Source organism: Shinella pollutisoli, assembly GCF_024609765.1.
GTDB classification, from domain to species: Bacteria; Pseudomonadota; Alphaproteobacteria; order Rhizobiales; family Rhizobiaceae; genus Shinella; species Shinella pollutisoli.
Map to the genome: position 1 here is coordinate 228,714 of NZ_JANFDG010000001.1, position 22,576 is coordinate 251,289.

General features: G+C 68.7%; 20 protein-coding genes. 10 read left to right on the forward strand and 10 right to left on the reverse strand.

Translation table 11 applies throughout. From position 1 onward, the window contains the following. Genes NNZ72_RS01160 through NNZ72_RS01175 form a run of 4 tightly spaced genes read left to right on the forward strand, consistent with a single transcriptional unit; the run spans position 1 to position 3,918 of the window. The gene (locus NNZ72_RS01160; RefSeq protein ID WP_257311429.1) at positions 1-891 is read left to right on the forward strand and encodes a branched-chain amino acid ABC transporter permease; all 891 of its coding nucleotides are present in this window, start codon (positions 1-3) and stop codon (positions 889-891) included. Positions 892-904: 13 nt separating this feature from the next. Beyond that, entirely contained in the window at positions 905-1,933 is a 1,029-nt protein-coding gene (locus NNZ72_RS01165) for a branched-chain amino acid ABC transporter permease (protein WP_257311431.1), read from the forward strand. Further along, the gene (locus tag NNZ72_RS01170) at positions 1,930-2,598 is read left to right on the forward strand and encodes a cysteine hydrolase family protein (protein WP_257311434.1); all 669 of its coding nucleotides are present in this window, start codon (positions 1,930-1,932) and stop codon (positions 2,596-2,598) included. Before NNZ72_RS01165 ends, NNZ72_RS01170 begins: the two co-directional genes overlap by 4 nt. 15 nt (positions 2,599-2,613) lie before the next feature. Next, complete coding sequence (locus tag NNZ72_RS01175) at positions 2,614-3,918, forward strand: aspartate aminotransferase family protein (protein ID WP_257311436.1); 1,305 nt, start codon at positions 2,614-2,616, stop codon at positions 3,916-3,918. 62 nt (positions 3,919-3,980) lie between these two features. Here NNZ72_RS01175 and doeB read toward each other — a convergent pair whose 3' ends face one another. The 10 genes from doeB to ehuR all read right to left on the reverse strand — a co-directional run bounded on the left by doeB (position 3,981) and on the right by ehuR (position 13,670). Next, the gene (doeB, locus tag NNZ72_RS01180; RefSeq protein ID WP_257311439.1) at positions 3,981-4,988 is read right to left on the reverse strand and encodes a N(2)-acetyl-L-2,4-diaminobutanoate deacetylase DoeB; all 1,008 of its coding nucleotides are present in this window, start codon (positions 4,986-4,988) and stop codon (positions 3,981-3,983) included. Between the two features lie 3 nt (positions 4,989-4,991). Next, the gene (gene doeA / locus NNZ72_RS01185; RefSeq protein ID WP_257311442.1) at positions 4,992-6,173 is read right to left on the reverse strand and encodes an ectoine hydrolase DoeA; all 1,182 of its coding nucleotides are present in this window, start codon (positions 6,171-6,173) and stop codon (positions 4,992-4,994) included. A gap of 33 nt (positions 6,174-6,206) precedes the next feature. Continuing rightward, complete coding sequence (gene eutC / locus NNZ72_RS01190) at positions 6,207-7,199, reverse strand: ectoine utilization protein EutC (protein WP_257311444.1); 993 nt, start codon at positions 7,197-7,199, stop codon at positions 6,207-6,209. Further along, positions 7,196-8,197 (reverse strand): hydroxyectoine utilization dehydratase EutB, encoded by a 1,002-nt coding sequence (gene eutB, locus NNZ72_RS01195; RefSeq protein WP_257311445.1) that lies wholly within the window; start codon positions 8,195-8,197, stop codon positions 7,196-7,198. The genes eutC and eutB overlap by 4 nt, the downstream gene beginning before the upstream one ends. Positions 8,198-8,200: 3 nt before the next feature. Next, positions 8,201-8,977, reverse strand: coding sequence for an ectoine utilization protein EutA (eutA, locus tag NNZ72_RS01200; RefSeq protein WP_371747665.1), 777 nt, complete (start codon positions 8,975-8,977; stop codon positions 8,201-8,203). Then, a complete protein-coding gene (gene ehuD, locus NNZ72_RS01205; RefSeq protein ID WP_257311448.1) occupies positions 8,977-9,639 on the reverse strand; it encodes an ectoine/hydroxyectoine ABC transporter permease subunit EhuD in 663 nt (220 codons plus the stop codon). Before ehuD ends, eutA begins: the two co-directional genes overlap by 1 nt. 2 nt (positions 9,640-9,641) lie before the next feature. Beyond that, a complete protein-coding gene (gene ehuC / locus NNZ72_RS01210; RefSeq protein ID WP_257311451.1) occupies positions 9,642-10,301 on the reverse strand; it encodes an ectoine/hydroxyectoine ABC transporter permease subunit EhuC in 660 nt (219 codons plus the stop codon). Between the two features lie 165 nt (positions 10,302-10,466). Continuing rightward, positions 10,467-11,315 carry an ectoine/hydroxyectoine ABC transporter substrate-binding protein EhuB gene (gene ehuB, locus NNZ72_RS01215; protein WP_257311454.1) on the reverse strand — a complete coding sequence of 283 codons (849 nt, stop codon included), beginning with the start codon at positions 11,313-11,315 and terminating at the stop codon, positions 10,467-10,469. Between the two features lie 61 nt (positions 11,316-11,376). After that, positions 11,377-12,162, reverse strand: a complete 786-nt coding sequence (gene ehuA / locus NNZ72_RS01220) for an ectoine/hydroxyectoine ABC transporter ATP-binding protein EhuA (RefSeq protein WP_257311458.1) — start codon at positions 12,160-12,162, stop codon at positions 11,377-11,379. 122 nt (positions 12,163-12,284) lie between these two features. Next, the gene (ehuR, locus tag NNZ72_RS01225; protein WP_442800900.1) at positions 12,285-13,670 is read right to left on the reverse strand and encodes a MocR-like ectoine utilization transcription factor EhuR; all 1,386 of its coding nucleotides are present in this window, start codon (positions 13,668-13,670) and stop codon (positions 12,285-12,287) included. 101 nt (positions 13,671-13,771) lie between these two features. Between ehuR and NNZ72_RS01230 the strand changes: the two genes are divergently transcribed. The 6 genes from NNZ72_RS01230 to NNZ72_RS01255 all read left to right on the forward strand — a co-directional run bounded on the left by NNZ72_RS01230 (position 13,772) and on the right by NNZ72_RS01255 (position 22,574). Then, on the forward strand, positions 13,772-14,254 hold the full coding sequence (locus NNZ72_RS01230; RefSeq protein ID WP_257311461.1) for an Lrp/AsnC family transcriptional regulator: 483 nt from the start codon (positions 13,772-13,774) through the stop codon (positions 14,252-14,254). 281 nt (positions 14,255-14,535) lie between these two features. Next, entirely contained in the window at positions 14,536-16,032 is a 1,497-nt protein-coding gene (locus NNZ72_RS01235) for an NAD-dependent succinate-semialdehyde dehydrogenase (RefSeq protein ID WP_257311465.1), read from the forward strand. A gap of 32 nt (positions 16,033-16,064) precedes the next feature. After that, positions 16,065-17,438, forward strand: coding sequence for an aspartate aminotransferase family protein (locus NNZ72_RS01240; RefSeq protein WP_257311467.1), 1,374 nt, complete (start codon positions 16,065-16,067; stop codon positions 17,436-17,438). 160 nt (positions 17,439-17,598) lie between these two features. Further along, positions 17,599-18,681, forward strand: coding sequence for an HlyD family secretion protein (locus tag NNZ72_RS01245; RefSeq protein ID WP_257311470.1), 1,083 nt, complete (start codon positions 17,599-17,601; stop codon positions 18,679-18,681). Then, on the forward strand, positions 18,678-21,458 hold the full coding sequence (rbbA, locus tag NNZ72_RS01250; RefSeq protein WP_257311472.1) for a ribosome-associated ATPase/putative transporter RbbA: 2,781 nt from the start codon (positions 18,678-18,680) through the stop codon (positions 21,456-21,458). The genes NNZ72_RS01245 and rbbA overlap by 4 nt, the downstream gene beginning before the upstream one ends. Before the next feature lie 3 nt (positions 21,459-21,461). Beyond that, positions 21,462-22,574 (forward strand): ABC transporter permease, encoded by a 1,113-nt coding sequence (locus NNZ72_RS01255; RefSeq protein WP_257311474.1) that lies wholly within the window; start codon positions 21,462-21,464, stop codon positions 22,572-22,574. Positions 22,575-22,576: the final 2 nt, after the last annotated feature.

Genomic DNA, 22,576 nt, shown 5'->3' on the forward strand with positions numbered 1-22,576 from the left:
ATGGCTTTCACGATCCAGTTCGTCATCGACGTGCTCAGCCTCGGCGGCGCCTATGCGCTGATGGCGCTCGGCCTCGTCATCATCTACGGCATCCTGCGGCTGGTGAACTTCGCCTATGGCGAGCTCATCATGGTCGCCGGCTACACGATGTTCCTCGCCAGCGGCTCCGGCCTGCCCTGGATCGTCATGGCCGTGCTCGCCGTCGCCATGGCCATCCTCTTCGGCATCCTCACCGACTACATCGCCTTCCGCCCGGTGCGGGCGAAGTCGGTGACGGCGGTGCTGATCACCTCCTTCGCCTTCTCGAACCTGCTGCAGAACGCGGCCCTCCTCTTCATCTCGCCGCGCCCGCGCAACGTGCCGCTGCCGGCGGTCTTCTCGCAGACGGTCTCGATCGGCGGGGCGATCACGCCGGTGAGGAACCTCATCACCATCGCCGCCTCGATCGTGCTGCTCGCCGCCGTCGCCTTCCTGATGCGGCGGACGACGCTCGGCATCGCCATGCGGGCTGCGGCGACCAACTTCACCATGGCGCGCATGCTCGGCGTGCCGGCGAACCTCATCATCTCGTCGGCCTTCGCGCTCTCCGGCTTCCTCGCCGGGGTCGTCGGCATCCTGTGGATCGGCCGTATCGGCACCGTCGTGCCGGGCATCGGCCTGGAACCCCTGCTCGTCGCCTTCATCGCCACCGTCATCGGCGGCATGCGCAGCCTGCCCGGCGCCGTGGTCGGCGGCTTCCTGCTGGCGCTGATCGACACGACGCTCAACTACACCCTGTCGCAGGACCTCCTGAAATTCCGCGACGCCTTCACCTTCAGCCTCGTCATCCTGATCCTGCTCTGGCGCCCGGAAGGGCTGATCAAGGGTCCGGCGAGCGGGCAGCGGACCTGAGGAGCGCGCAGCCATGAAACATTCCTACCTCACCGCCCTCCTCCTCATCGCCGTCATCGCGCTGATCGCCGTCGGCAGCCAGCTGCTCGGCATCCGCCTCTACGACCGCATCGCCACCAACCTGCTGATCTCGGTGGTGCTGGTCGTCGGCCTCCAGACCTTCATGGGCAATTCGGGCCTCCTCTCCTTCTCCCATATCGGCTTCATGGGACTCGGTGCCTATACGTCCGCCGTGCTCACCATTCCCGCGCAGATGAAGGGCATGGCGCTGCCGGATCTCTACGCGTTCATGACGGTGGTCGAGGTCTCGCCGCTCGTCGCCATGGTCGCCGCCGGCCTCGTCGCGGCGGTCGTCGCGGCCGTCGTCTCCTATCCGCTGATGCGGCTTTCGGATGCGGCGGCGGTCATCACCTCCTTCGCGCTGCTCGTCGTGCTCTACACGGTGATGAACAACTGGAGCGCCTTCACCAACGGGCCGCGCACGCTGTTCGGCCTGCCGAAGACCACGGACATGCCGATCGCCGCGATCGTCGCGGCGGTGGTCGTCGTCGTCGCCCTCCTGTTTAAGGAATCGCGTACCGGCAAGCTGCTGCGCGCCTCGCGCGAGGACGAGGTGGCGGCCGCCGCCCTCGGCGCCAACATCCCGCGCCTGCGCTGGCGCGCCTTCATCCTCGCCGCCTTCATCGCCGGCGTCGGCGGTGCGCTCTGGGGGCACTTCATCACCTCCTTCGCGCCGAAGGCGTTCTATCTCAAGGAAACCTTCCTGATCATCACCATGCTGGTGATCGGCGGCGCCAACACCGTGACGGGTGCGGTCGCCGGCACGATCCTCGTCACCTTCGCCTATGAGGGCCTGCGCGGCACGGAGGGTGCGCTCAACGCCACCTCCTTCGGCGCCGGACAGGTCGTCGGGCTGACCGAGATCGTGCTCGCGCTCGCCATGATCGCCGTGATGATCCTCAAGCCCGGCGGCATCTTCCCGAACCGCGAGATCGGCCACATCCTCATCCGCGCCCGCCGCAAGAAGGAGACCGCCCCATGAGCTGGAAGACCGCCTACCGTTCCTTCTACTACGCCAATGCCGAGGCGCCGGACGACATCGTGCTCGATCCGGAGACGACGGCACTGCTCGTCATCGACATCCAGAACACCTATCTCGAGCCGAAGGACACGCCGGAGGAAACCGCCCGCTGGCAGCCCTTCTACGAGCGCATGCGCAGGACGGTGATCCCCAACACCGCGCGTCTCATCGACGAATGCCGCAAGCGCAAGGTGGAGGTGATCTTCGCCCGCATCGCCTGCCTGAAGCCGGACGGCCGCGACCGGTCGCTCAGCCAGAAGAAGCCCGGCTTCAACTACCTGCTGCTGCCGAAGGACCTGCCCGAGGGCCAGGTCGTACCGGAACTCGCGCCGCGCCCCGACGAGATCGTCATCACCAAGACGACCGACAGCGCGCTCACCGGCACCAACCTGCGCCTCGTCCTGCACAACATGGGCATCAAAAACGTCATCTGCTGCGGCATCTTCACCGACCAGTGCGTCTCCTCGACCGTGCGCAGCCTCGCCGACGAGAGCTTCGGCGTGGTCGTCGTCGACGACTGCGGTGCCGCGGCGACGGACGAGCTGCACCGGCGGGAGCTGGAGATCATCAACATGATCTACTGCCACGTCATCTCGCTCGACGAGGTCCTGACCTTCTTCAAGTAGACAGGGAGACGCCGCATGACCGGTCTCTATGCCCGCGAGCGCCGTTCGGTCTCCACCATGGCGCACCTGCGCTTCTATCCGCTGGCGGCGGTCGGCGGCAGCGGCGCGTATCTGACCGGCGACGACGGGCGGCAGCTTCTCGACTTCGCCGCCTCCTGGGGTGCCGCGAGCCTCGGCCACGCGCATCCGGCCGTGCGCGAGGCGGTCGACCGCGCACTCTCCGATCAGGCGGGCGCGAGCTATCTCTCCTCGGCCAACGAGCCCTGCGTGCTGCTCGCCGAGAAGCTCCTGTCGCTGGTGCCGGAGCGTGCCCGCGGCCGCGTCTGGTTCGGTCATTCCGGTTCGGACGCCAACGAGACGGTCGCCCGCATGGTGGTGGCGGCCACCGGCCGGCCGCGCATCCTTGCCTTCGAGGGCGCCTATCACGGCGGCACGGTCGGCTCGATGGCCGTCTCCGGCCATCCGGCGCAGCAGGGCGCGCGCGCTGAGGGCCTGACGCTCGTGCCCTATCCGAACAGCTACGCCGCCGGAAGCCCGCAGGCCGCGAAGGAGGCCGTCCTCGCCCATCTCGAAAAGCTGTTCGCGACGGAGGTGCCGCCGGAGGAGGTCGCCGCCTTCCTCATCGAGCCGATCCAGTCGGACGGCGGCATGCTGGTGCCGCCGGACGGGTTCTTCCCGGCGGTGGAGGCGCTCTGCCGCCGGCACGGCATCCTACTCGTCTCGGACGAAGTAAAGGTCGGGCTCGGCCGCAGCGGCCGCTTCAACGCTTTCGAGCACTCCGGCATCGAGCCGGATATCGTCGTCTTCGGCAAGGGGCTCGGCGGCGGGCTGCCGATCTCGGCCGTCGTCGGCCCGGAGGCGATCATGAACCACGCCGTCGCCTTCTCGCTGCAGACCGTGCACGGCAATCCCGTCTGCGCCGCCGCGGCACTCGCCGTGCTGCAAACGATCGAGCGCGACCGCCTCGTCGCCAACGCGGAGAGAAGCGGCAAGGCGCTGCGCGCCGCGCTGGACGAGCTCGCCGCCCGCCATTCCCTGATCGGCGACGTGCGCGGGCGCGGCCTTGCCCTCGGCGTCGAACTCGTCGCCGACGGGAAGCCTGCCGCGCGGCAGACGGCGCTCGCCGTCTACCGCGCCTTCCAGCTCGGCCTCGTGCTCTATTACGTCGGCGTCAATTCCAACGTGCTGGAATTCACCCCACCGCTGACATTGACGGAAAGCGAGGCCCGGCAGGGCGTCGCCATCCTCGACCAGGCCCTCGCCGACGTCGCCGCAGGGCGGGTCGACGAGGGCCTGCTCGCGGATTTCGCCGGCTGGTAGGCGTCAGGCCTTTTCACGCATTTCCGAATGCAGGACCGCTTCACGCTCCCGCCGGAAACGCGTCACGCCACCACGGCCGCCAGCACGCTGACGCAGTCGCCGGGCTTGACGAGGCCGGGGAAGTGGCGTGCGGCAAGGATGCCGTCCATCTTCGCCCTGACCTCCAGCGGCGCCGCACCGGTGCGGCCGACCGGATAGATGCGGGCGACGACGTCGCCGTCCTTCACCGCGTCGCCGAGATCGCAGAGCGGCTCGATCAGCCCGCCGTCCTCGGCGAAGGAGAAGCAGTTGCCGTCCGGCATGTCGAGCCAGGTCGTCTCCGCGGCCTCGACGGAACCCTTGAGGATGCCGGCCGCCTTCAGCACGTTGGCGACACCTTTCTTGGCGATGCCGGCGCTTCTCGCCGTCGCCGTGCCGCCGCCGCCGAGCTCTGTGGTGACGAAGATCTTGCCCATCTCCTCGGCCGCCGTGTCGTACATGCCGACGGCGTCGATCTCCAGCATCTTCATCGACCAGGGCGCACCGAAGGCCCTGACCAGCTCGAACGCCCTCGCCTCCTGCCGCTTGTCGGGCAGGATATGCGCGGCGCAGAAGGGCAGGAAGTCGAGCGTCCTGCCGCCGGAGTGGAAGTCGAGGACGATATCGGCGAGCGGCAGCAGCGTGCGCTGGAAATAGTCGGCGATCTTCTGCGTGACCGTCCCGTCCGGCGCGCCGGGGAAGCTGCGGTTCATGTTGCCCTTGTCGATCGGCGAGGTGCGCGTGCCGGCGAGGAAGGCCGGGTAGTTCATCGCCGGGACGATGATCACCCGGCCCGTCACGTCCTCCGCCTTCAGCGTGCGGGCGAGATCGAAGAGCGCGATCGGCCCCTCGTATTCGTCGCCGTGGTTGGCGCCGGTGAGAAGGGCCGTCGGCCTCTCCCCGTTCCTGACGACCGTGACCGGGATCATCACCGAGCCCCAGGCGGAATCGTCCCGGCTGTAGGGCAGGCGCAGGAAACCGTGCTGCACGCCGTCCGCCGAGAAATCGACCGTGGGGCTGATGGGCGACGGCCGGAGCGAGCGTTCCAGCATGGCTCAGTCCTTCACGAGAAGCTTGCGCGGCACGTCCGCGAGGCATTCGACGCCGGTCTCGGTGATGAGGATGCTCTCCGTCGTCTCGAAGCCCATGTCCTCCAGCCAGAGGCCGGTCATGAAATGGAAGGTCATGCCGGGCCTGAGCTCGGTCCTGTCGCCGGGACGCAGGCTCATGGTGCGCTCGCCCCAGTCCGGCGGATAGGAGACGCCGATCGGGTAGCCCGTGCGGTTGTCCTTGACGATGCCGTATTTCTTCAGCACGCCGAAGAAGGCATTGGCGATGTCCTCGCAGGTGTTGCCGGGTTTCGCCACGGCGAGGCCCGCCTCCATGCCTTCCAGCGTCGCCTTCTCCGCATCGAGGAAGGCCTGCGTCGGCTTACCGAGGAAGACGGTGCGCGAAAGCGGCAGGTGATAGCGATGATAGCAGCCAGCGATCTCGAAGAAGGTGCCCTCGCCGGATTTCATCGGCCGGTCGTCCCAGGTCAGATGCGGCGCGGAGGCCTCGACGCCGGACGGGAGCAGCGGCACGATCGCCGGATAGTCGCCGCCGATGCCCTCCGTGCCGCGGATGCCGGCATCGTAGATCTCGGCGACGAGGTCGCACTTGCGCATGCCGACCTCGATCCTGTCGAAGATGCGCTCGTGCATCTTCTCGACGATGCGCGCGGCGTTGCGCATGTACTTTATCTCCGTCTCGCTTTTCACCGCGCGCTGCCAGTTGACGAGCGCGGTCGCGTCGACGAAGCGGGCGTTCGGCAGGTGCTTTTGCAGCGAGGCGAAGGCGGCGGCCGAGAACCAGTAATTATCCATCTCGACGCCGATCGTCCCCTTGTCGAGGCCGCGCTCGGCGAGCTTGGCGGAGAGATAGTCCATCGGGTGGCGCTCGGTGGACTGCACGTAGTGGTCCGGATAGCCGACGATGTTCTCGTGCTTCAGATAGGCGGTGAACTTGGCGCCGTTGGCGTCCTGCCCGCGGCCGTACCAGATCGGCTCGCCCGCGGGCGGCACGATCACGCACTGATGGACGTAGAAGGACCAGCCGTCATAGCCCGTCAGCCAGTTCATGTTCGACGGATCGCTGCAGATCAGCACGTCGATGCCCCTGGCCTCCATGGCATGCCGCGTCTTGTCGAGCCGCGCCTGGTACTCCGCGCGGGAGAATTTGAGATTGACTTCGCTCATGGTCTTTCCTCGTTTCCCGGCGAACGGCCGGTATCAGCTTTCGAATGTCGTGCCGGCACCGGCCGCGCCGGCGCGCGCGAGGGCGAGCGCGGCGATGGCGGTATCCTGGATGCCCGTGCCGGTGAGATCGGCCACCGTGATCTGGTCGCGGCCCGTGCGGCCTTCCTTCTTCCCGGCGACGATCTCGCCGAGCTCGGGGAACGGGTCGTCGGCGCCGATTACGCCGGCCGCGATCGCATGATGCAGCTCGCCGAGACGACGCGTCTGCTTCAGGCTGTCGGCGACGTAGAGGTCCGCGCCGGTGATGACCGCGGGCTCGATCTCGTTCTTGTGCTCCGCGTCCGAGCCCATGGCGGTGACGTGCTGGCCCGGCCGGAGCCATTCCGCCTTGAGGATCGGCGTCTCGGAGGGCGTGGTGGTGACGATCACGTCGGCGCCCCCGACCGCCGCCTTTCCGTCCGTCTCGGCGCGGACCTCGAAGCCGAGCTTCACCGTCAGTTCCGCCGCCGTCGCCTCGGCCTTGCCGGCATCGCGTGCCCAGATGCGGGCCTCGCGGATCGGGCGGACGAGTCTCAGCGCCTCGAGCTGCAGCTTCGCCTGCATGCCGGCGCCGAAGATGGCCGCGACCGAAGCGTCGGGGCGCGAGAGGTGCCGCGCCGCGACGGCGCCTGCGGCGGCGGTGCGCACGTCGGTCAGGTAGCCGTTGTCGAGGAGAACCGCCTGCACGAGGCCGGTCTTCGTCGAGAACAGCACCATCAGGCCGTTGGTGCTCGGCAGGCCGATCTTCGGATTGTCGAAGAAGCCGGGGCTGATCTTGATGGCGAAGCCGTCGAGGCCCGGCACATAGGCGGTCTTGACGTCCACCTCGCCGCGATGCTCGGGAATGTCGAGCCGCAGGATCGGCGGCATGGCCACCGCCCTGCTGGCGAGCGCATGGAAGGCCTCCTCCACGCAGGCGATCGCCTCCAGGTCGAGCGGCACGATGCGCCGCAGCTCCGCTTCGGTCAGGATCTTCATCGTCGTCACGCCGCGCCCTCCCGGAACGGATCGGTTTCCCCGTTGATGACCCGCCGGTGCAGGCCCATGTCCACGTTGCGGCCGGAGAGGATCACGGCCACCGGCCCGTCCAGCCGGCCGAGCCTGCCGGCCAGCAGCGCCGCGATGCCGACCGCGCCCGCGCCCTCGACCACCTCGCGCTCCTCCTCGTAGGCGTGGCGCATGCCGGCGGCGATCTCGGCCTCGGTGAGCAGGATCACGTCGTCGAGCAGCGCCCGGCACATCGCGAAGGTCACGGCATTGGCAAGCCCGATGCCGCCGCCGAGCGAATCGGCAAGGCTCGCCACCTCCTCGACCTGCACCGGATGACCGGCATCGAGGCTCGCCTTCATCGCCGCGCCGCGCTCCATGGTGAGGCCGATGACGCGCGTTCTCGGCGAGCGGCCCTTGACCGCCGCCGCGACACCGGCCGCAAGCCCGCCGCCCGAGAGCGGCACGAGCACGGTCGCCACGTCCGGCATGGCCTCGACGATCTCCAGCCCGAGCGTACCCTGACCCGCGACGATGGCGGGATGATCGAAGGGCGGCAGCATGACGAGCCCGTCCTCGGCGACCAGCCGGTCGACCTCGACCTGCGCCTCGTCCTGCGAGCGGCCGACGATGCGGACGTTCGCGCCGAGCCGGCGGATCTCGGAAACCTTGTTCTGCGGCACCAGACGCGACATGCAGATCGTCGCGACCGAGCCTTCCGCCTTCGCGGCATGGGAAAGCGCCCGGCCGTGATTGCCCGTCGAGGCGGCGACGACGCCCCGCGCGCGCTCCTGCGCCGAGAGCGACAGGACGGCATTCGTCGCCCCGCGCAGCTTGAAGCTGCCGGTCGTCTGGTGATGCTCCAGCTTGAGGCCGACCGGCACGCCGCAGCGCTCGGAAAGTGCGGCCGAGAGCACGAAGGGCGTGCGGAGCACACGGCCCTCGATGCGGCGCGCAGCCTGCTCGATATCCGTCAATGTCACGGGAAGCGTCTTCATGGTTCAGCGACCCGGATAGGCGAGCGTCATCAGCCGGCCGAGCGCCGGCCGCACCCTGTCGTCGCCGCAGAGCCGCAGGCACGCCCAGGCGGTGGCGAGATTGCTGGTGACGACCGGCTTGCCGATGGCGGCCTCGATCCCGGCCGCCACACCCGCGGCCCTCACCGCGGTGCAGGAGACGAAGAGCGCATCCGAATCCGGCGCCGTCGCCTCCTTCGCGAAGGCGACGAGCTCGGACGGAGCGATGCGCGCCATCTCCCGGTCGTCGGTGAGGCCGAGGCAGGTGAAGCGGGCGATGTCGAAGCCGAGGCCGAGGAAATAGTCCGCCATCGGCCGGCTCGTCGCGAGCGTATAGGGCGTCAGCACGGAGATGCGCTTGGCGCCGAACGCCCTGAGGCCGGAGACGGCGGCGGCGGTGGGCGTCACGACGGCAGCCGTCGGCTTGGCGGCCTTGACGGCGGCCTCCACCGCCGCATCGCCGATGACGACGGAGGCGGAGGTGCAGGAATACATGACGACGTCGAGCGGCTCATCCGGCAGGATCAGCGCCGCACCCGCCGTCAGCGACGGCTGCATGGCGCGGAGGTTTTCCGGCGTCACCGGATTGGCATAGGGGATGCGGGTCGCATAGACGCCGATCCGCTCGCTCGCCACCATGCGCTGGAAGTCCACTTCCGTCGTATGGTCGGTGGCGAGGATGATCAGGCCGACGCGCTTTGCCAGCGGCCGGTCGTCCAGCTTCGGCGCGCGGGAGGCGAGCGCGAGGTCGAGGGTCTGCATCAGCGTTCCTCCACGCGGGCGTAGCGTTCTTCCAGGAAGCGCAGGAAGACGACGGATATCAGGCTCATGATCAGGAAGAACACGCCGACCAGCGTCATCGGCTCGATGTAGCGGTAGCTGCTGTTGGCGACGCTCTTCGCCTGGTTCATCAGCTCCAGCACGGTGATGGCGGAAAGCAGCGGCGTCTCCTTGAACATGGCGATGAGATAGTTGGCGAGCGCCGGGATCATCGGCGGCAGCGCCTGCGGCAGGATGACGTGGATCCAGGTCTGACGGCCGGTGAGGTTGGTCGCCTTCGCCGCCTCCCACTGGCCGCGCGGCACGTTCTCGATGCCGGCGCGGTAGACCTCCGCGGCATAGGTGCCGTAGTGCAGGCCGAGCCCGATCACGCCGGCGAGCAGCGCCGGGAGGCGGATGCCGATATCCGGCAGCACGTAGAAGATGAAGTAGAGTTGCACGAGCAGCGGCGTGCCGCGGATGAACTCGACGACGAAGCTCGTGGCACGCGCGAGCGGCTTCGGTGCCGTCATGCGCAGGATGGCGAAGACGAGGCCGATCACGGCGGCGAGCGCCGCACCGAGCGCGGTGGCGAGGATGGTGATCTTCAGGCCCTCGAGGAGGGTCGGCATGATCTGCCAGACGAAATTCCAGTCCCATTCCATCGTCAGGTCCTCACGCCGTCGAGGCCGCGGGTGACGCGCCGTTCCAGCCAGCGCATGCCCCAGGAGATGGCGAGCGCCATCAGGAAGTAGAGCACGAGGATCGTCGCGAAGGGGATCAGCGTGTTGCCGGTCTGGGCGCGCACCACCTGCGCCTGGAAGGTCATGTCGGTGAGCGAGATCAGCGAGACGACCGCCGTGCCCTTCAAAAGCTCGATCGCGTTGTTGCCGAAGGTCGGCAGCATCAGGGACAGCGCCTGCGGCAGGATGACGTGGCGCATCGCCTGTCCGCGGGTGAGGTTGAGGGCGATGCAGGCCTCGCGCTGCTCGCGGCCGATCGCCTTGACGGCGCCGCGCACGACCTCCGCCCCGTAGGCGCCGACATTGAGGCCGAGCGCCAGCACGCCGGTCTGCAGCGGCGTCAGCGTGATGCCGGCGAAGGGCAGCACGAAATAGGCCCAGAAGAGCTGGACGAAGATGGAGGTGCCGCGGAAGAATTCGATATAGGCGGTGGCGAGCGCCCGGACCGCCATGAAACGGCTGACCCGGCCGAGGCCCGCGGCAAAGGCCACGACGACGGCGAGCGCCGAGCCCATGATGGTGAGTTCGACCGTCACGAGCGCCCCCTGCAGGATCAGTCCGATATAGCCGGGCCAGTCGGTCATCGTCTCAGTGTTCCGTTCATCGAGGAAAACGCCCCCTCATCCGGCCCTTCGGGCCTCCTTCTCCCCGAGAGGAGAAGGAGGGAAAGCCGCGCCGCAATCCCTTCTCCCCAGCGGGGAGAAGGTGCCGCCAGGCGGATGAGGGGGCCTATTTTTACCACCTCGCGCTTACTGCGCCGCGCAGAGCTTCTCGCGCGTCGTCGACATGGCGGCGGCGGCGGAGAAGCCGTAGGGCTCGATGATCTTGGCGAAGTCGCCCGATTCCTTCAGCTTGGCGAGCTCGACGTCGAAGGCGTCGCGCAGCGCCTCGTCGCCCTTGCGGAAGGCGGCGCCGTCGCAATAGACCGGCGCACCCTCGACCGGGGCCACCACCTCGACGTTCGGGTCGTTGGCTTTGGAGACGAGGTCGTTGATGGAGAGCACCGGCAGCGAATAGACGTCGATGCGGCCGTCCTGCAGCATCTTCAGGCCGCTCTGACCGTCCGGCACGACGATGACGCGGTCGCGCGGCACGCCGGCTTCGAGCGCCAGCTTTTCTTCCGTGCCGCCGCCCGGCGCGCCGATCCTGGCATCCGGATTGTCGGCGATGTCCTTGTAGCTCTTGAGGCCCAGCGGGTTGCCCTTCTTCAGCGCGAAGGCCTCGGCGTCGCAGAGCACCGGCTCGGAATAGGCGACGGCCGCGCAACGCTCCGGCTTCATGAACAGGCCGGCGGTGATGACGTCGTGGCGGCCGGCCTGCAGGCCGGGGATCATCGCGCCGTATTCCGAGATCGAGGCGACGATGTCCTCGACGCCGAGCCGCTTGAAGATCTCGCGGGCGACGTCGGGGGCCGCACCCGAAACCTTGCCGTCGGCGGCGACGGCCGTGAACGGCGGCTCGTTGGCGATGGCGACGCGGGCGAAGCCCTGCGCCTTCAGCTCCTCCAGCCGGCTGTCGTCGGCGGCTGCGGGCATGACGGCAAGCGCCGTCAGGGCGCTGGCGGCGGCGGCCATGGTCATGAAATGCCTGATCTTCATCGTGTAGTCTCCTCTGGCTGTTCCTGGTTGTTGCTTGGAGCATTTCCCGAGGGCGGAACCCTCAGAGGCGGTGCCCGGCCGCGAGTATCTTGCGCAGGAAGGTCTGCGTGCGCTCCTGCCTGGGATGGCGGAAAATGTCGTCCGGCTTGCCTTCCTCGACGATCTTGCCGCGGTCGAAGAAGAGCACGCGGTCGGCGAAGTCGTGGGCGAAGCCCATCTCGTGGGTGACGAGAAGCATGGTCATGTCGGTCTCGGCGGCGAGCTTGCGCATGACGTTCAGCACCTCCTCGACCAATTCCGGGTCGAGCGCGGAGGTGACCTCGTCGAAGAGCATGATCTTCGGCGAGAGCGCGAGAGCACGGGCGATGGCGACGCGCTGCTTCTGTCCGCCGGACAATTGCGCGGGCATGCTTTTGGCCTTGTCGGCCATGCCCACCATGTCGAGAAGCTCCATCGCCCGCTTCTCGGCCTCCGCCTTCGCCACGCCCTTCGTCAGCATCGGCGCGAGCGTGACGTTGTCGAGCACGCATTTGTGCGGGAAGAGGTTGAAGTGCTGGAAGACCATGCCGATCTTCTCGCGCATCCTGTGCAGGTAGCGCTCGTCCGCCGGCACCAGGCCGCCATTCCTCGGCATGTGGTAGAGCTGCTCGCCGTCGACCTCGATATGGCCGCCGCTGATCGTCTCCAGCGTCATCAGGATGCGCAGGATCGTCGTCTTGCCGGAGCCGGACGGGCCGATGAGGGCGAGCTTCTCGCCCGGCAGCACCTCCATCGACAACCCGTCGAGCACGGTCAAGGGACCGTAGCGCTTCGTGATGCTGTCGATGCGGATGATCGGTGCGGCCATGCATGTCTCTCCCTGCCGAGACGCTGATGGGCCTAACGATGCGCGCCGTTCTAAATCATGTCAATTGGAATAATAATATCATGACAATTATTGTCCCGGCGCCCGTTTGGCGGGCATAGTCCTCAAATCGCGAGCAGCAGCGCCTCGGGGCTGCCGCTGGCGAGCGCGGCGAGGATGCCGAGCCCAGTGCGCAGCTCCCGCTCGGTGGTCGAGCCGAGCGAGATGCGCACCGCCGGGTGCCAGCTCTGCTCCGACGTGCGGAAGGAGGAGCCGGGCGCGATCGCCACGCCGCGCAGGCGCGCCTGGGAGACGAAGCCCTCCTCCGTGTGGCCTTCCGGCAGCGGCAGCCAGACGTGCAGGCTCTGCGGATGGGCTCGGTAAGGCAGGCCCGCGAAGGTCTCCTCGGCGATGGCGTGGCGCGCGGCGAGCGCCCGGCGCTGCCACTCGACCAGCGCCATCGCCGTTCCGTCCGTCACCCAGCGCGTGGCGATCTCGGCGATCGACGGCGTCGCCATCCAGTTCGAGACGAGGTGCCGGTTGGCGACGGCCGCGACGTAGCGGTCGGGTGCCGCGAGATAGCCGATGCGCAGGCCCGGCACCGTGATCTTGGTGAAGCTCGTCACGTAGAGCGTGCGCTCCGGCGCATAGGCCGCGATCGGCGGCGCGCGATCCTCCACGAGCGGGCCGAGGATGTCGTTCTCGATGATGGCGATGTCGTGGCGGCGGGCGACCTCCGCCAATGCCTGCCGGCGCCCGGCGCTCATCAGCGTCGCGGTCGGGTTGATGACGGAGGGCTGCAGGAAGACGGCGCGGATCACGCCCTTGCGGCAGGCCTCGTCGAGCGCATCGGGGATCATGCCGTCGCGATCGATCGGCAGACCCTCCAGATGCAGACCGAGATAGGTCGAGAGCGGCACCAGCGTGTGGTGGCTGATCGCCTCCGTCGCGACGGTGGCGCCGGGCGGGGCGACGCTCATCAGCGCCACGGTCATGCCCGAGGTCGCGCCGTTGGTGAGGTTGATGTTGAGCGGGGAAATCTCCAGCCCGCAGCGCGCCAGCCATTCGGCCGCCACCGCGCGGTGGCGCGGGAACACCATGTTCGGCCGGAAGGAGAGCGCCGAGCTCGACGGCAGGTTCTCCGCGAGCCAGCCGAAGGCCGCGCGCATGTGCTCGAGGTGGATCTGCTCGCAGACCGGCTTGAGGATCGAGAGGTCGACCAGCTCGCCGAGGCGCTCCGGCAGGTAGGGCGGCTCCGGCTCCTTCGGCCGGGTCTGCACGAAGGAGCCGCGGCCGATCTCGCCGGAGATGAGGCCGCGGCGGATCAGCTCGTCATAGGCGCGGCTCACCGTCTGCACGGAGAGCTTCAGCTCGTCGGCGAGCTTGCGGTGCGGGGACAGGCGTGTACCGTGCGGCAGCAACCCGTCCTGGATGGCGCGGGCGATCTGCTCCGCGAGCGAAAGGTAGGCGGGCCGGCGCAATTGGGATATATCGGGTCGCCAATTTGTCATGATTTCAACACTGCGCAAATTCAGGTCAATTGACAACGCCAAAATGGCTTTCCATTGTCTTTTTCCGAATTTGACATGATCCCCGCCCGGAGGGCGCCCCGATGAAACTCGACGCCATCGACCTGCGCATCCTGGAGGCGATCCAGGAGAACGGGCGCATCACCAAGCTGGCGCTGGCGGAGAAGGCGGGCCTTTCCCCCACCCCCTGCTGGCTGCGGCTGCGCAAGCTGGAGAAGGCGGGCATCGTCACCGGCTATCACGCCCGCGTCGCCGTCCGGCGCGTGGCGCCGGTCGCGAGCGTGCTGATGGAGGTGACCCTTTCCAACCATCGGCAGGCGGATTTCGACCGCTTCGAGCGGGCCGTTACAGCGACGCCGGAGATCGTCGCCTGCTGGTCCGTCGGCGGCGGCGTCGACTACGTGCTGAAGATCATGGCGCCCGACATCGACGCCTACCAGCGGCTTGTCGACGGCCTGCTCGACCGCGAGCTCGGCATCGACCGCTACTTCACCTACATCGTCACCAAGACGGTGAAGGAGGAGACGGTGCTGCCGCTTGCGACGTTGTTGCCGCCGGCCGGATAGCAGGGTTGTCGCCTGTGGTTTTGCCCCTCACCCTGACCCTTTCCCCGAGAAGGGGTGATGTCCCGGGAAAACGACGCGGCACATCTCCTCCTCCCCGCTTGCGGGGAGAAGGTGGCCGGCAGGCCGGATGAGGGGCTCGTTCCTATGCGAGAGCCCGAATAGAGAGATTGTCTACGCCCGGCCGTGCCTTTGGCCCAAGTCTCCGCCGACGCCCCGCGCAAATAGACAATCTGTCGCCCCGCCTCTGCCAGACTCGGCCGCACACAGCCGGAGGAGGCACCATGACCGCCCTATTCGCCCGCACCGTCTTCCACGACGCCCTTGCCCGCCTGAGCGACCCGCATCTCCTGCGCGGGCTCGCCTATGTCGGCGGGCGCTGGGTCGCGGGCCGCGACGGCGCGAGCTTCAAGGTCACGGACCCCGCCTCCTTCGCCACCCTCGCCTGGGTCGCAGCGCTCGACGCCGGGCAGACGGCGGATGCGATCTCGGCCGCATCGGCGGCCTTCCCCTGCTGGCGCGACCGCCTGCCGCAGGAGAGCACGAGAATCCTGCGCGAATGGCACCGGTTGATCCTCGACGCCAGGGAAGACCTCGCGCTCATCATGACGCTCGAACAGGGCAAGCCGCTTACCGAATCCCGCGGCGAGATCGACTATGCCGCCTCCTTCGTCGAATGGTATGCGGAGGAAGGCAAGCGGCTCAACGCCGAGAGCGTGACGAGCCACCTGCCCGGTGCCGAGATGATCGTGCGCCGCGAGGCGCTCGGCGTCGTCGGCATCGTCACGCCGTGGAACTTCCCCTCGGCCATGATCACCCGCAAGGCGGCCGCGGCGCTCGCCGCCGGCTGCACTGTCGTCGCCCATCCGTCCAGCGAGACGCCGCTCTCGGCGCTGGCGCTCGCCGAACTCGGCGAGCGGGCCGGCCTCCCCGCCGGCGTCTTCAACGTCGTCACGGGCGATGCCGCAACCATCGTCGGCCGCATGAGCGCGGACTCGCGCGTGCGGGCCATGAGCTTCACCGGCTCGACGGAGATCGGCCGGCTGATCGCCGGCCAGTGCGCGCCGACCATGAAGCGGCTCGTCATGGAGCTCGGCGGCCATGCGCCGCTGATCGTCTTCGCCGACGCCGATATCGACAAGGCCGCCGACATCGCGGTCGCCGCCAAGTTCGCCACCTCCGGCCAGGATTGCCTCGCCGCCAACCGCATCTATGTCGAGCGCCCGGCGCTCGCCGCCTTCACGGAAGCCTTCAAGGCGCGCATCGCCGCGCTCAAGGTCGGCGCGGGGCTGGAGGCCGGCGTCGAGATCGGCCCGCTGATGCACGAGCGCGCCGTCGCCAAGGTCGAGGAGCAGGTCGCCGACGCATTGAAGCGCGGCGCCACGCTCGCGACCGGCGGCCGGCGCCACAAGGCCGGCCCGCTCTTCTACGAGCCGACGCTGCTGACGGACGTGCCGGACGACGCGCTGATCATGCGCGAGGAGACCTTCGGCCCGGTCGCCGCCGTCACCGCCTTCGACGGCGAGGCGGAGGTCGTCGCCCGCGCCAACGACACCGAATACGGCCTCGTCGCCTATGTCGTCACCGGGAACGGCGCGCGGCAGATGCGGCTTGCCCGCGCGCTGGAATACGGCATGGTGGCGGTGAACCGCGTGAAGATCACCGGCGGGCCCGTCCCCTTCGGCGGCTGGAAGCAGTCCGGCCTCGGCCGCGAGGGCTCGCGCCACGGCCTGGAGGCCTTCACGGAACTGAAATATCTCTGCATCGACACGGCCGCCTGATCCCGGGCGCCGGAACACTGAAAGGAAAGATCATGCTCGACCGCCGCAACGAACTCGCCGCCTGGGACCGCGACCACTTCTTCCATCCGTCCACGCACATGGGCATGCACGCCCGCGGCGAGACGCCGACCCGCGTCATCGGCGGCGGCGAGGGCGTCTACATCACCGACGTGAACGGCAAGACGAGCCTCGACGCCTTCGCCGGCCTCTACTGCGTCAACGTCGGCTACGGCCGCCAGAAGATCGCCGACGCCATCGCCGAGCAGGCGAAGAACCTCGCCTATTACCACGCCTATGTCGGCCACGGCACGGAAGCCTCGATCACGCTTGCCAAGATGATCATCGACCGCGCGCCGGAGGGCATGAGCCGTGTCTATTTCGGCCTCTCCGGCTCGGACGCCAACGAGACCAACATCAAGCTGATCTGGTACTACAACAACATTCTCGGCCGGCCGGAGAAGAAGAAGATCATCTCGCGCTGGCGCGGCTATCACGGCTCGGGCGTCATGACAGGGTCGCTGACCGGCCTCGCCCTCTTCCACAATGCCTTCGACCTGCCGCGCGCGCCGATCCTGCACACGGAAGCGCCCTATTTCTTCCGTCGCCCCGACCGCTCGATGGACGAGGAGCAGTTCTCGCAATATTGCGCCGACAAGCTGGAGGAGACGATCCTCGCCGAGGGGCCGGAGACGGTCGCCGCCTTCATCGGCGAGCCGATCCTCGGCACCGGCGGCATCGTGCCGCCGCCTGCGGGCTACTGGCAGAAGATCCAGGCCGTGCTCGACAAGTACGACATCCTGCTCGTCGCCGACGAGGTCGTCACCGGCTTCGGCCGCCTCGGCACGATGTTCGGCTCCGACCACTACGGCATGAAACCGGCGCTGATCACCATCGCCAAGGGCCTCACCTCCGCCTATGCGCCGCTCTCCGGCACGATCGTCTCCGACAAGGTCTGGGAGGTGCTGGTGAAGGGCTCCGACGAGCTCGGCGCCATCGGCCACGGCTGGACCTATTCCTCGCACCCGATCTGCGCGGCCGCCGGCGTCGCCAACCTCGAACTGATCGACGAGCTCGGCCTCGTGGAAAATGCCGGCTCCACCGGCGCCTATTTCCGCGCCGAGCTGGCGAAGGCGGTCGGCGATCACCGGCATGTCGGCGAGGTGCGCGGCGACGGCCTGATGGCGGCGATCGAATTCGTCGAGGACCGCGACGACCGCGCCTTCTTCGACCCCTCGAAGAAGATCGGCCCGCAGGTGGCGACCGCCCTCCTCGAGCGCGGCGTGATCGGCCGCGCCATGCCGCAGGGCGACATCCTCGGCTTCGCCCCGCCGCTCTGCCTGACGAAGGAGGAGGCCGACATCGTCGTCAAGGCGACCGCCGAGGCGGTAAAGGCGGTCCTCGGCTGAGCCCGACCGGAACGGCGGGCGGCGGGGCGACGCCCCTGCCGCCTGCGGCGTTGCGTACCCCCCGCGCCGGGTTGCAATTCGGATGCGTCCCTATACGATCCGCTCGCCATTCCGGGAATCGCGATGACCTCCGGTCGAGCGGCGAGGCGAGAGGGTCTGCATGTATCAACGGCTGAAGGCGCTGCTCACGGGCAATTGGGTCTGGCTCCTCATCGTCGCGGTGGCCGTCGGCGGCTGGTACCTGTCGCGAACGTTCCAGCCGGACGCGCTGCCACCCGGCATCGCCTCCGGAAACGGCCGCATCGAGGCGGTGTCGATCGACATATCGACGCGCACCGGCGGGCGGATCATCGACATCCTCGTCGAGGAGGGCGACAACGTCTCCGCCGGCCAGGTCCTCGCCCGGATGGACATCCAGCAGCTCGAGGCGCAGATGCGCGAGGCGCGCGCGCAGCTGCAGCGCGGCGAGATCGCCAAGACAGTTGCCGAAAGCGGCGTGTCGCAGCGCGAATCCGAACATGCCGCAGCCCTCGCCGTCGCCGCCCAGCGCAAGACGGAGCTGGAGGCCGCCGAGCGCCGGCTGCGGCGCTCGCAGCAGCTCGCCGACCGCAACGCCGTCGCCCAGCAGACGCTCGACGACGACCGGGCCCGCACGGACGGCGCGCGCGCCGCGCTGGATGCGGCCCATGCGCAGGTCGCCGCCGCCGAGGCGGGCATCGCCACGGCCCGGGCGCAGATCGTCGACGCGGAAGCCGCCGTCGACGCGGCGGGCGCCACGATCGAGCGCATCCAGGCCGAGATCGACGACAGCACGCTGCGCGCACCGCGCGCCGGGCGGGTGCAGTACCGGGTCGCGCAGCCGGGCGAGGTCGTGGCCGGCGGCGGGCGCATCCTCAACCTGGTCGATCTCGACGACGTCTACATGACCTTCTTCCTGCCGACGGTGCAGGCCGGCCGCGTCGCCCTCGGCGCCGAGGCGCGCATCGTCCTCGACACCGCGCCCGGCGTCGCGATCCCGGCGGAGGTCTCCTTCCTCTCCGACGTGGCGCAGTTCACGCCGCGCACCGTGGAGACGGCCGAGGAGCGGCAGGACATGATGTTCCGCGTGCGCGTCCGGGTCGCGCCGGAGCTGCTGCGGCGCTACGCCGAATACGTCAAGCCCGGCCTGCCGGGCGTCGCCTATGTCCGCATCGACCCCGCCACGGAATGGCCGGAAGCATTGCGCAGCGAGCTCCTAAAATGACGGCGGACGACGGCAGGCGGCATCCGGCAGGGGAAACGCTCGCCGCCCGGCTGCAATCGGTGAGCCACGTCTTCGGCAAGACCCGCGCGCTCGACGACGTCACGCTCGACTTTCCCGCCGGCGCCATGCTCGGCCTCATCGGCCCGGACGGGGTCGGCAAGTCGACGCTGCTGTCGCTGATCGCCGGCGCACGCAAGGTGCAGCAGGGCAGAGTCGAGGCGCTCGGCGCGGACATGACCGACAGCCGCCAGCGCGCCCGCGTCGGTCCCCGCATCGCCTACATGCCGCAGGGGCTAGGCAAGAACCTCTATCCGACGCTCTCGGTCGCCGAGAACATCGCCTTCTTCGGCCGTCTCTTCGGCCTCGGGCGCGAGGAGCGCGACCGGCGCATGCGCGACCTCCTCGACGCAACCGGCCTCGCCCCCTTCCCCGACCGGCCCGCCGGCAAGCTCTCCGGCGGCATGAAGCAGAAGCTCGGCCTCTGCTGCGCGCTGATCCACGATCCCGACCTGCTGATCCTCGACGAGCCCACCACCGGCGTCGACCCGCTCGCACGGCGCCAGTTCTGGGATCTGATCGGCCAGATCCGCGAGAAGCGGAGCGAGATGGGCGTCATCGTCGCCACCGCCTACATGGAGGAGGCGGCCGCGTTCGACTGGCTCGTCGCCATGGACGCCGGCCGCGTGCTCGCCACCGGCAGCCCCGAGGCGCTGCGGGAGCAGACCGGCACCGCCTCGCTCGACGAGGCCTTCATCGCGCTGATGCCGGAGGAGAAGCGCAGGCACCACCACAAGGTCGAGATCCCGCCGCGCCCGAACAACGGCGGGCGGGAGGCGGCGATCGAGGCGGAGGGGCTCACCATCCGCTTCGGCGATTTCACCGCCGTCGAGAATGTCAGCTTCCGCATCCCGCGCGGCGAGATCTTCGGCTTCCTCGGCTCGAACGGCTGCGGCAAGACGACGACGATGAAGATGCTGACCGGGCTGCTGCCGGCCGACGAGGGGACGGCGAGCCTGTTCGGCCAGACGGTCGACCCGCACGACATCGATACGCGCCGGCGCGTCGGCTACATGTCGCAGTCCTTCTCGCTCTATTCCGAGCTCACCGTGCGCCAGAACCTCGACCTGCACGCCCGGCTGTTCCACCTGCCCGCCGAGAAGATCCCGGCCCGCATCGACGAGATGGCGGCGCGCTTCCATCTGAAGGACGTGCTCGACGCGCTTCCCGACGCGCTGCCGCTCGGCGTCACGCAGCGCCTGTCGCTCGCCGTCGCGATGATCCATTCGCCGGAGATTCTCATCCTCGACGAGCCGACCTCGGGCGTCGACCCGATCGCCCGCGACGCGCTGTGGCAGAGCTTCGCCGACCTGTCGCGCAAGGACGGCGTCACCATCTTCATCTCCACCCATTTCATGAACGAGGCCGAGCGCTGCGACCGCATCTCGCTGATGCATGCGGGCAAGGTGCTCGTCAGCGACACGCCCGCCGCGATCGTGGAGAAGCGCGGCGCCGCAGATCTCGAGGAGGCCTTCGTCGGCTATCTCGAGGAGGCGATGGGCGGGCCGGACGACGGGAAGGCCGCGGAACCGCAGGCGGCCGGCCTCGCCTCGGCGATCGCCGAGGGCGGGCACGGCACGGCGGCGGACGGCTTCCTCAACCTCCGGCGCATCCTCAGCTATGCGCGGCGCGAGACGCTGGAGCTGCGGCGCGACCCCATCCGCGCCGCCTTCGCCTTCATCGGCAGCATCGTGCTGATGTTCGTGCTCGGCTTCGGCATCAGCATGGACGTGAAGGACCTGCCCTATGCCGTGCTCGACCACGACCAGACGAGCCTCAGCCGCGGCTACACGCTCGACATCGCCGGATCGACCTTCTTCACCGAGCGGCCGCCGATCCGCGACCGCGCCGACATGGACCGGCGCCTGCGCGACGGCGAGCTGAGTCTGGCCATCGAGATCCCGCCGGGCTTCGCACGCGACGTCGCCCGCGGCAACGGCGTCTCGATCGGCGCCTGGATTGACGGCTCCATGCCCTCGCGCGCCGAGACGGCGCGCGGCTATGTCGAGGGCCTGCACGCCCACTGGCTCGCCGAGCGGGCACGCGAGACGCTGGGCGACCGGGCGCCGTCCGGGCTCTTCCAGCTCGAGACCCGCTTCCGCTACAATCCGAACGTCGAAAGCCTCGTCGCCATGGTGCCGGCGGTGATCGGGCTGGTGTTGATGTTCATCCCGACCATGCTGGCGACGCTCAGCATCGTGCGCGAGAAGGACCTGGGCTCCATCGTCAACCTCTACGTCACGCCCGTCTCGCGGCTGGAGTTCCTGCTCGGCAAGCAGCTTCCCTATGTCGCGCTCGCCATGGTGAACTTCGTCACGCTCACGGTCTTCGCGACCACGGTGCAGGGCGTGCCGTTCACCGGCAGCCTGTTCGCCTTCGCGGTCGGCGGCGTTCTCTACGCGGTGGCGGCGACCGGGCTCGGGCTCTTCATCTCGAGCTTCATGAACAGCCAGATCGCGGCGATCTTCCTCACCACCATCGTCAGCATGCTGCTCGCGGTGCAATATTCCGGCATGATCGACCCGGTGGCCTCCATGGAGGGGGCGGCCGCCGTGATCGGCGCCGTCAACCCGGCCACCCATTTCATCACCATCTCGCGCGGAACCTTCTCCAAGGCGCTCGGCTTCGGCGACCTCCGGTCGTCCTTCCTGCCGCTCCTCGCCGCCGGCCCGGTCCTGATCGGGCTCAGCGTGCTCTTCCTCAAGAAGCAGGCGCGGTGAGCCATGCGGATCTCGAACATCTGGCGGCTGGGCATCAAGGAGCTGCGGAGCCTCGCACGCAATCCGGCGCTGCTGACGCTGATCGTCTTCGCCTTCTCGCTCCTGATCTACGTGGCGGCGACCGCCACGCCGATCACGCTCAACACCGCGCCGATCTCCATCGTCGACGAGGACCTCTCGCCGCTTTCCGCCCGCCTCGCGACGGCCTTCTACCCGCCCTATTTCGACCGGCCGCAGACGATCTCGCTCTCGGAGATGAACCGGCGCATGGACGCCGGCATCGACACTTTCGCGCTCGTCATCCCGGCGAACTTCCAGCGCGACGTGCTGGCGGGAACCGCGCCGGCCCTCCAGCTCAACGTGGATGCCACGCGCATGACGCAGGCCTTCACCGGCGCCGGCTACGTGCAGGCGATCGTCTCCGACGAGATCACCGAATTCATCCAGCGCTACCGGGCCGAGGAGCGGCCGGCGGTCGACCTCGTGCTCCGCGCCCGCTTCAACCCGGAGCTCGATCCCGGCTGGTTCGGCGCGATGATGGAGGTCATCAGCAACGTCTCGCTGCTGTCGGTCATCCTGGCGGGCGCCGCCCTCATCCGCGAGCGCGAGCACGGCACGATCGAGCACCTGCTCGTCATGCCGGTCACGCCCGCGGAGATCATGCTGGGGAAGATCTGGCCGACGGCGCTCGTCGTGTTCGCCGCGGCGATGTTCGCCATCACCATCGTGGTGAAGACCTGGCTGGCGATCCCCGTGGCCGGCTCGCTGGCGCTGCTGATGTTCGCCATGGCGCTGCAGCTCTTCGCCACGACCTCGCTCGGCATCTTCCTGGCGACGGTCGCCGGCTCCATGCCGCAGTTCGGGCTGCTGCTGATGCTCGTGCTCTTCCCGCTGCAGGTGCTCGCCGGCGGGCTCACGCCGGTCGAGAGCATGCCGGACGGCCTGCGCCTGCTGATGAACGCAGCGCCCAACACCCACTTCGTCGCGCTCTCCCAGGCGATCCTGTTCCGCGGCGCCGGCATCGAGGCCGTCTGGACGGAGCTGGCGTCGCTCGCCGCGATCGGCTGCGCCTTCTTCCTGTTCTCGCTGTGGCGCTTCCGCAAATCCCTCCGCTAGAC

What these genes read in the sequence shown, in the direction of transcription:
- NNZ72_RS01160 (WP_257311429.1), top strand. Translation starts at nt 1, where the DNA reads ATGGCTTTCACGATCCAGTTCGTCATCGACGTGCTCAGCCTCGGCGGC.
- NNZ72_RS01165 (WP_257311431.1), top strand. Translation starts at nt 905, where the DNA reads ATGAAACATTCCTACCTCACCGCCCTCCTCCTCATCGCCGTCATCGCG.
- NNZ72_RS01170 (WP_257311434.1), top strand. Translation starts at nt 1,930, where the DNA reads ATGAGCTGGAAGACCGCCTACCGTTCCTTCTACTACGCCAATGCCGAG.
- NNZ72_RS01175 (WP_257311436.1), top strand. Translation starts at nt 2,614, where the DNA reads ATGACCGGTCTCTATGCCCGCGAGCGCCGTTCGGTCTCCACCATGGCG.
- doeB (WP_257311439.1), bottom strand. Translation starts at nt 4,988, where the DNA reads ATGCTGGAACGCTCGCTCCGGCCGTCGCCCATCAGCCCCACGGTCGAT.
- doeA (WP_257311442.1), bottom strand. Translation starts at nt 6,173, where the DNA reads ATGAGCGAAGTCAATCTCAAATTCTCCCGCGCGGAGTACCAGGCGCGG.
- eutB (WP_257311445.1), bottom strand. Translation starts at nt 8,197, where the DNA reads ATGAAGACGCTTCCCGTGACATTGACGGATATCGAGCAGGCTGCGCGC.
- eutA (WP_371747665.1), bottom strand. Translation starts at nt 8,977, where the DNA reads ATGCAGACCCTCGACCTCGCGCTCGCCTCCCGCGCGCCGAAGCTGGAC.
- ehuD (WP_257311448.1), bottom strand. Translation starts at nt 9,639, where the DNA reads ATGGAATGGGACTGGAATTTCGTCTGGCAGATCATGCCGACCCTCCTC.
- ehuC (WP_257311451.1), bottom strand. Translation starts at nt 10,301, where the DNA reads ATGACCGACTGGCCCGGCTATATCGGACTGATCCTGCAGGGGGCGCTC.
- ehuB (WP_257311454.1), bottom strand. Translation starts at nt 11,315, where the DNA reads ATGAAGATCAGGCATTTCATGACCATGGCCGCCGCCGCCAGCGCCCTG.
- ehuA (WP_257311458.1), bottom strand. Translation starts at nt 12,162, where the DNA reads ATGGCCGCACCGATCATCCGCATCGACAGCATCACGAAGCGCTACGGT.
- ehuR (WP_442800900.1), bottom strand. Translation starts at nt 13,670, where the DNA reads ATGACAAATTGGCGACCCGATATATCCCAATTGCGCCGGCCCGCCTAC.
- NNZ72_RS01230 (WP_257311461.1), top strand. Translation starts at nt 13,772, where the DNA reads ATGAAACTCGACGCCATCGACCTGCGCATCCTGGAGGCGATCCAGGAG.
- NNZ72_RS01235 (WP_257311465.1), top strand. Translation starts at nt 14,536, where the DNA reads ATGACCGCCCTATTCGCCCGCACCGTCTTCCACGACGCCCTTGCCCGC.
- NNZ72_RS01240 (WP_257311467.1), top strand. Translation starts at nt 16,065, where the DNA reads ATGCTCGACCGCCGCAACGAACTCGCCGCCTGGGACCGCGACCACTTC.
- NNZ72_RS01245 (WP_257311470.1), top strand. Translation starts at nt 17,599, where the DNA reads ATGTATCAACGGCTGAAGGCGCTGCTCACGGGCAATTGGGTCTGGCTC.
- rbbA (WP_257311472.1), top strand. Translation starts at nt 18,678, where the DNA reads ATGACGGCGGACGACGGCAGGCGGCATCCGGCAGGGGAAACGCTCGCC.
- NNZ72_RS01255 (WP_257311474.1), top strand. Translation starts at nt 21,462, where the DNA reads ATGCGGATCTCGAACATCTGGCGGCTGGGCATCAAGGAGCTGCGGAGC.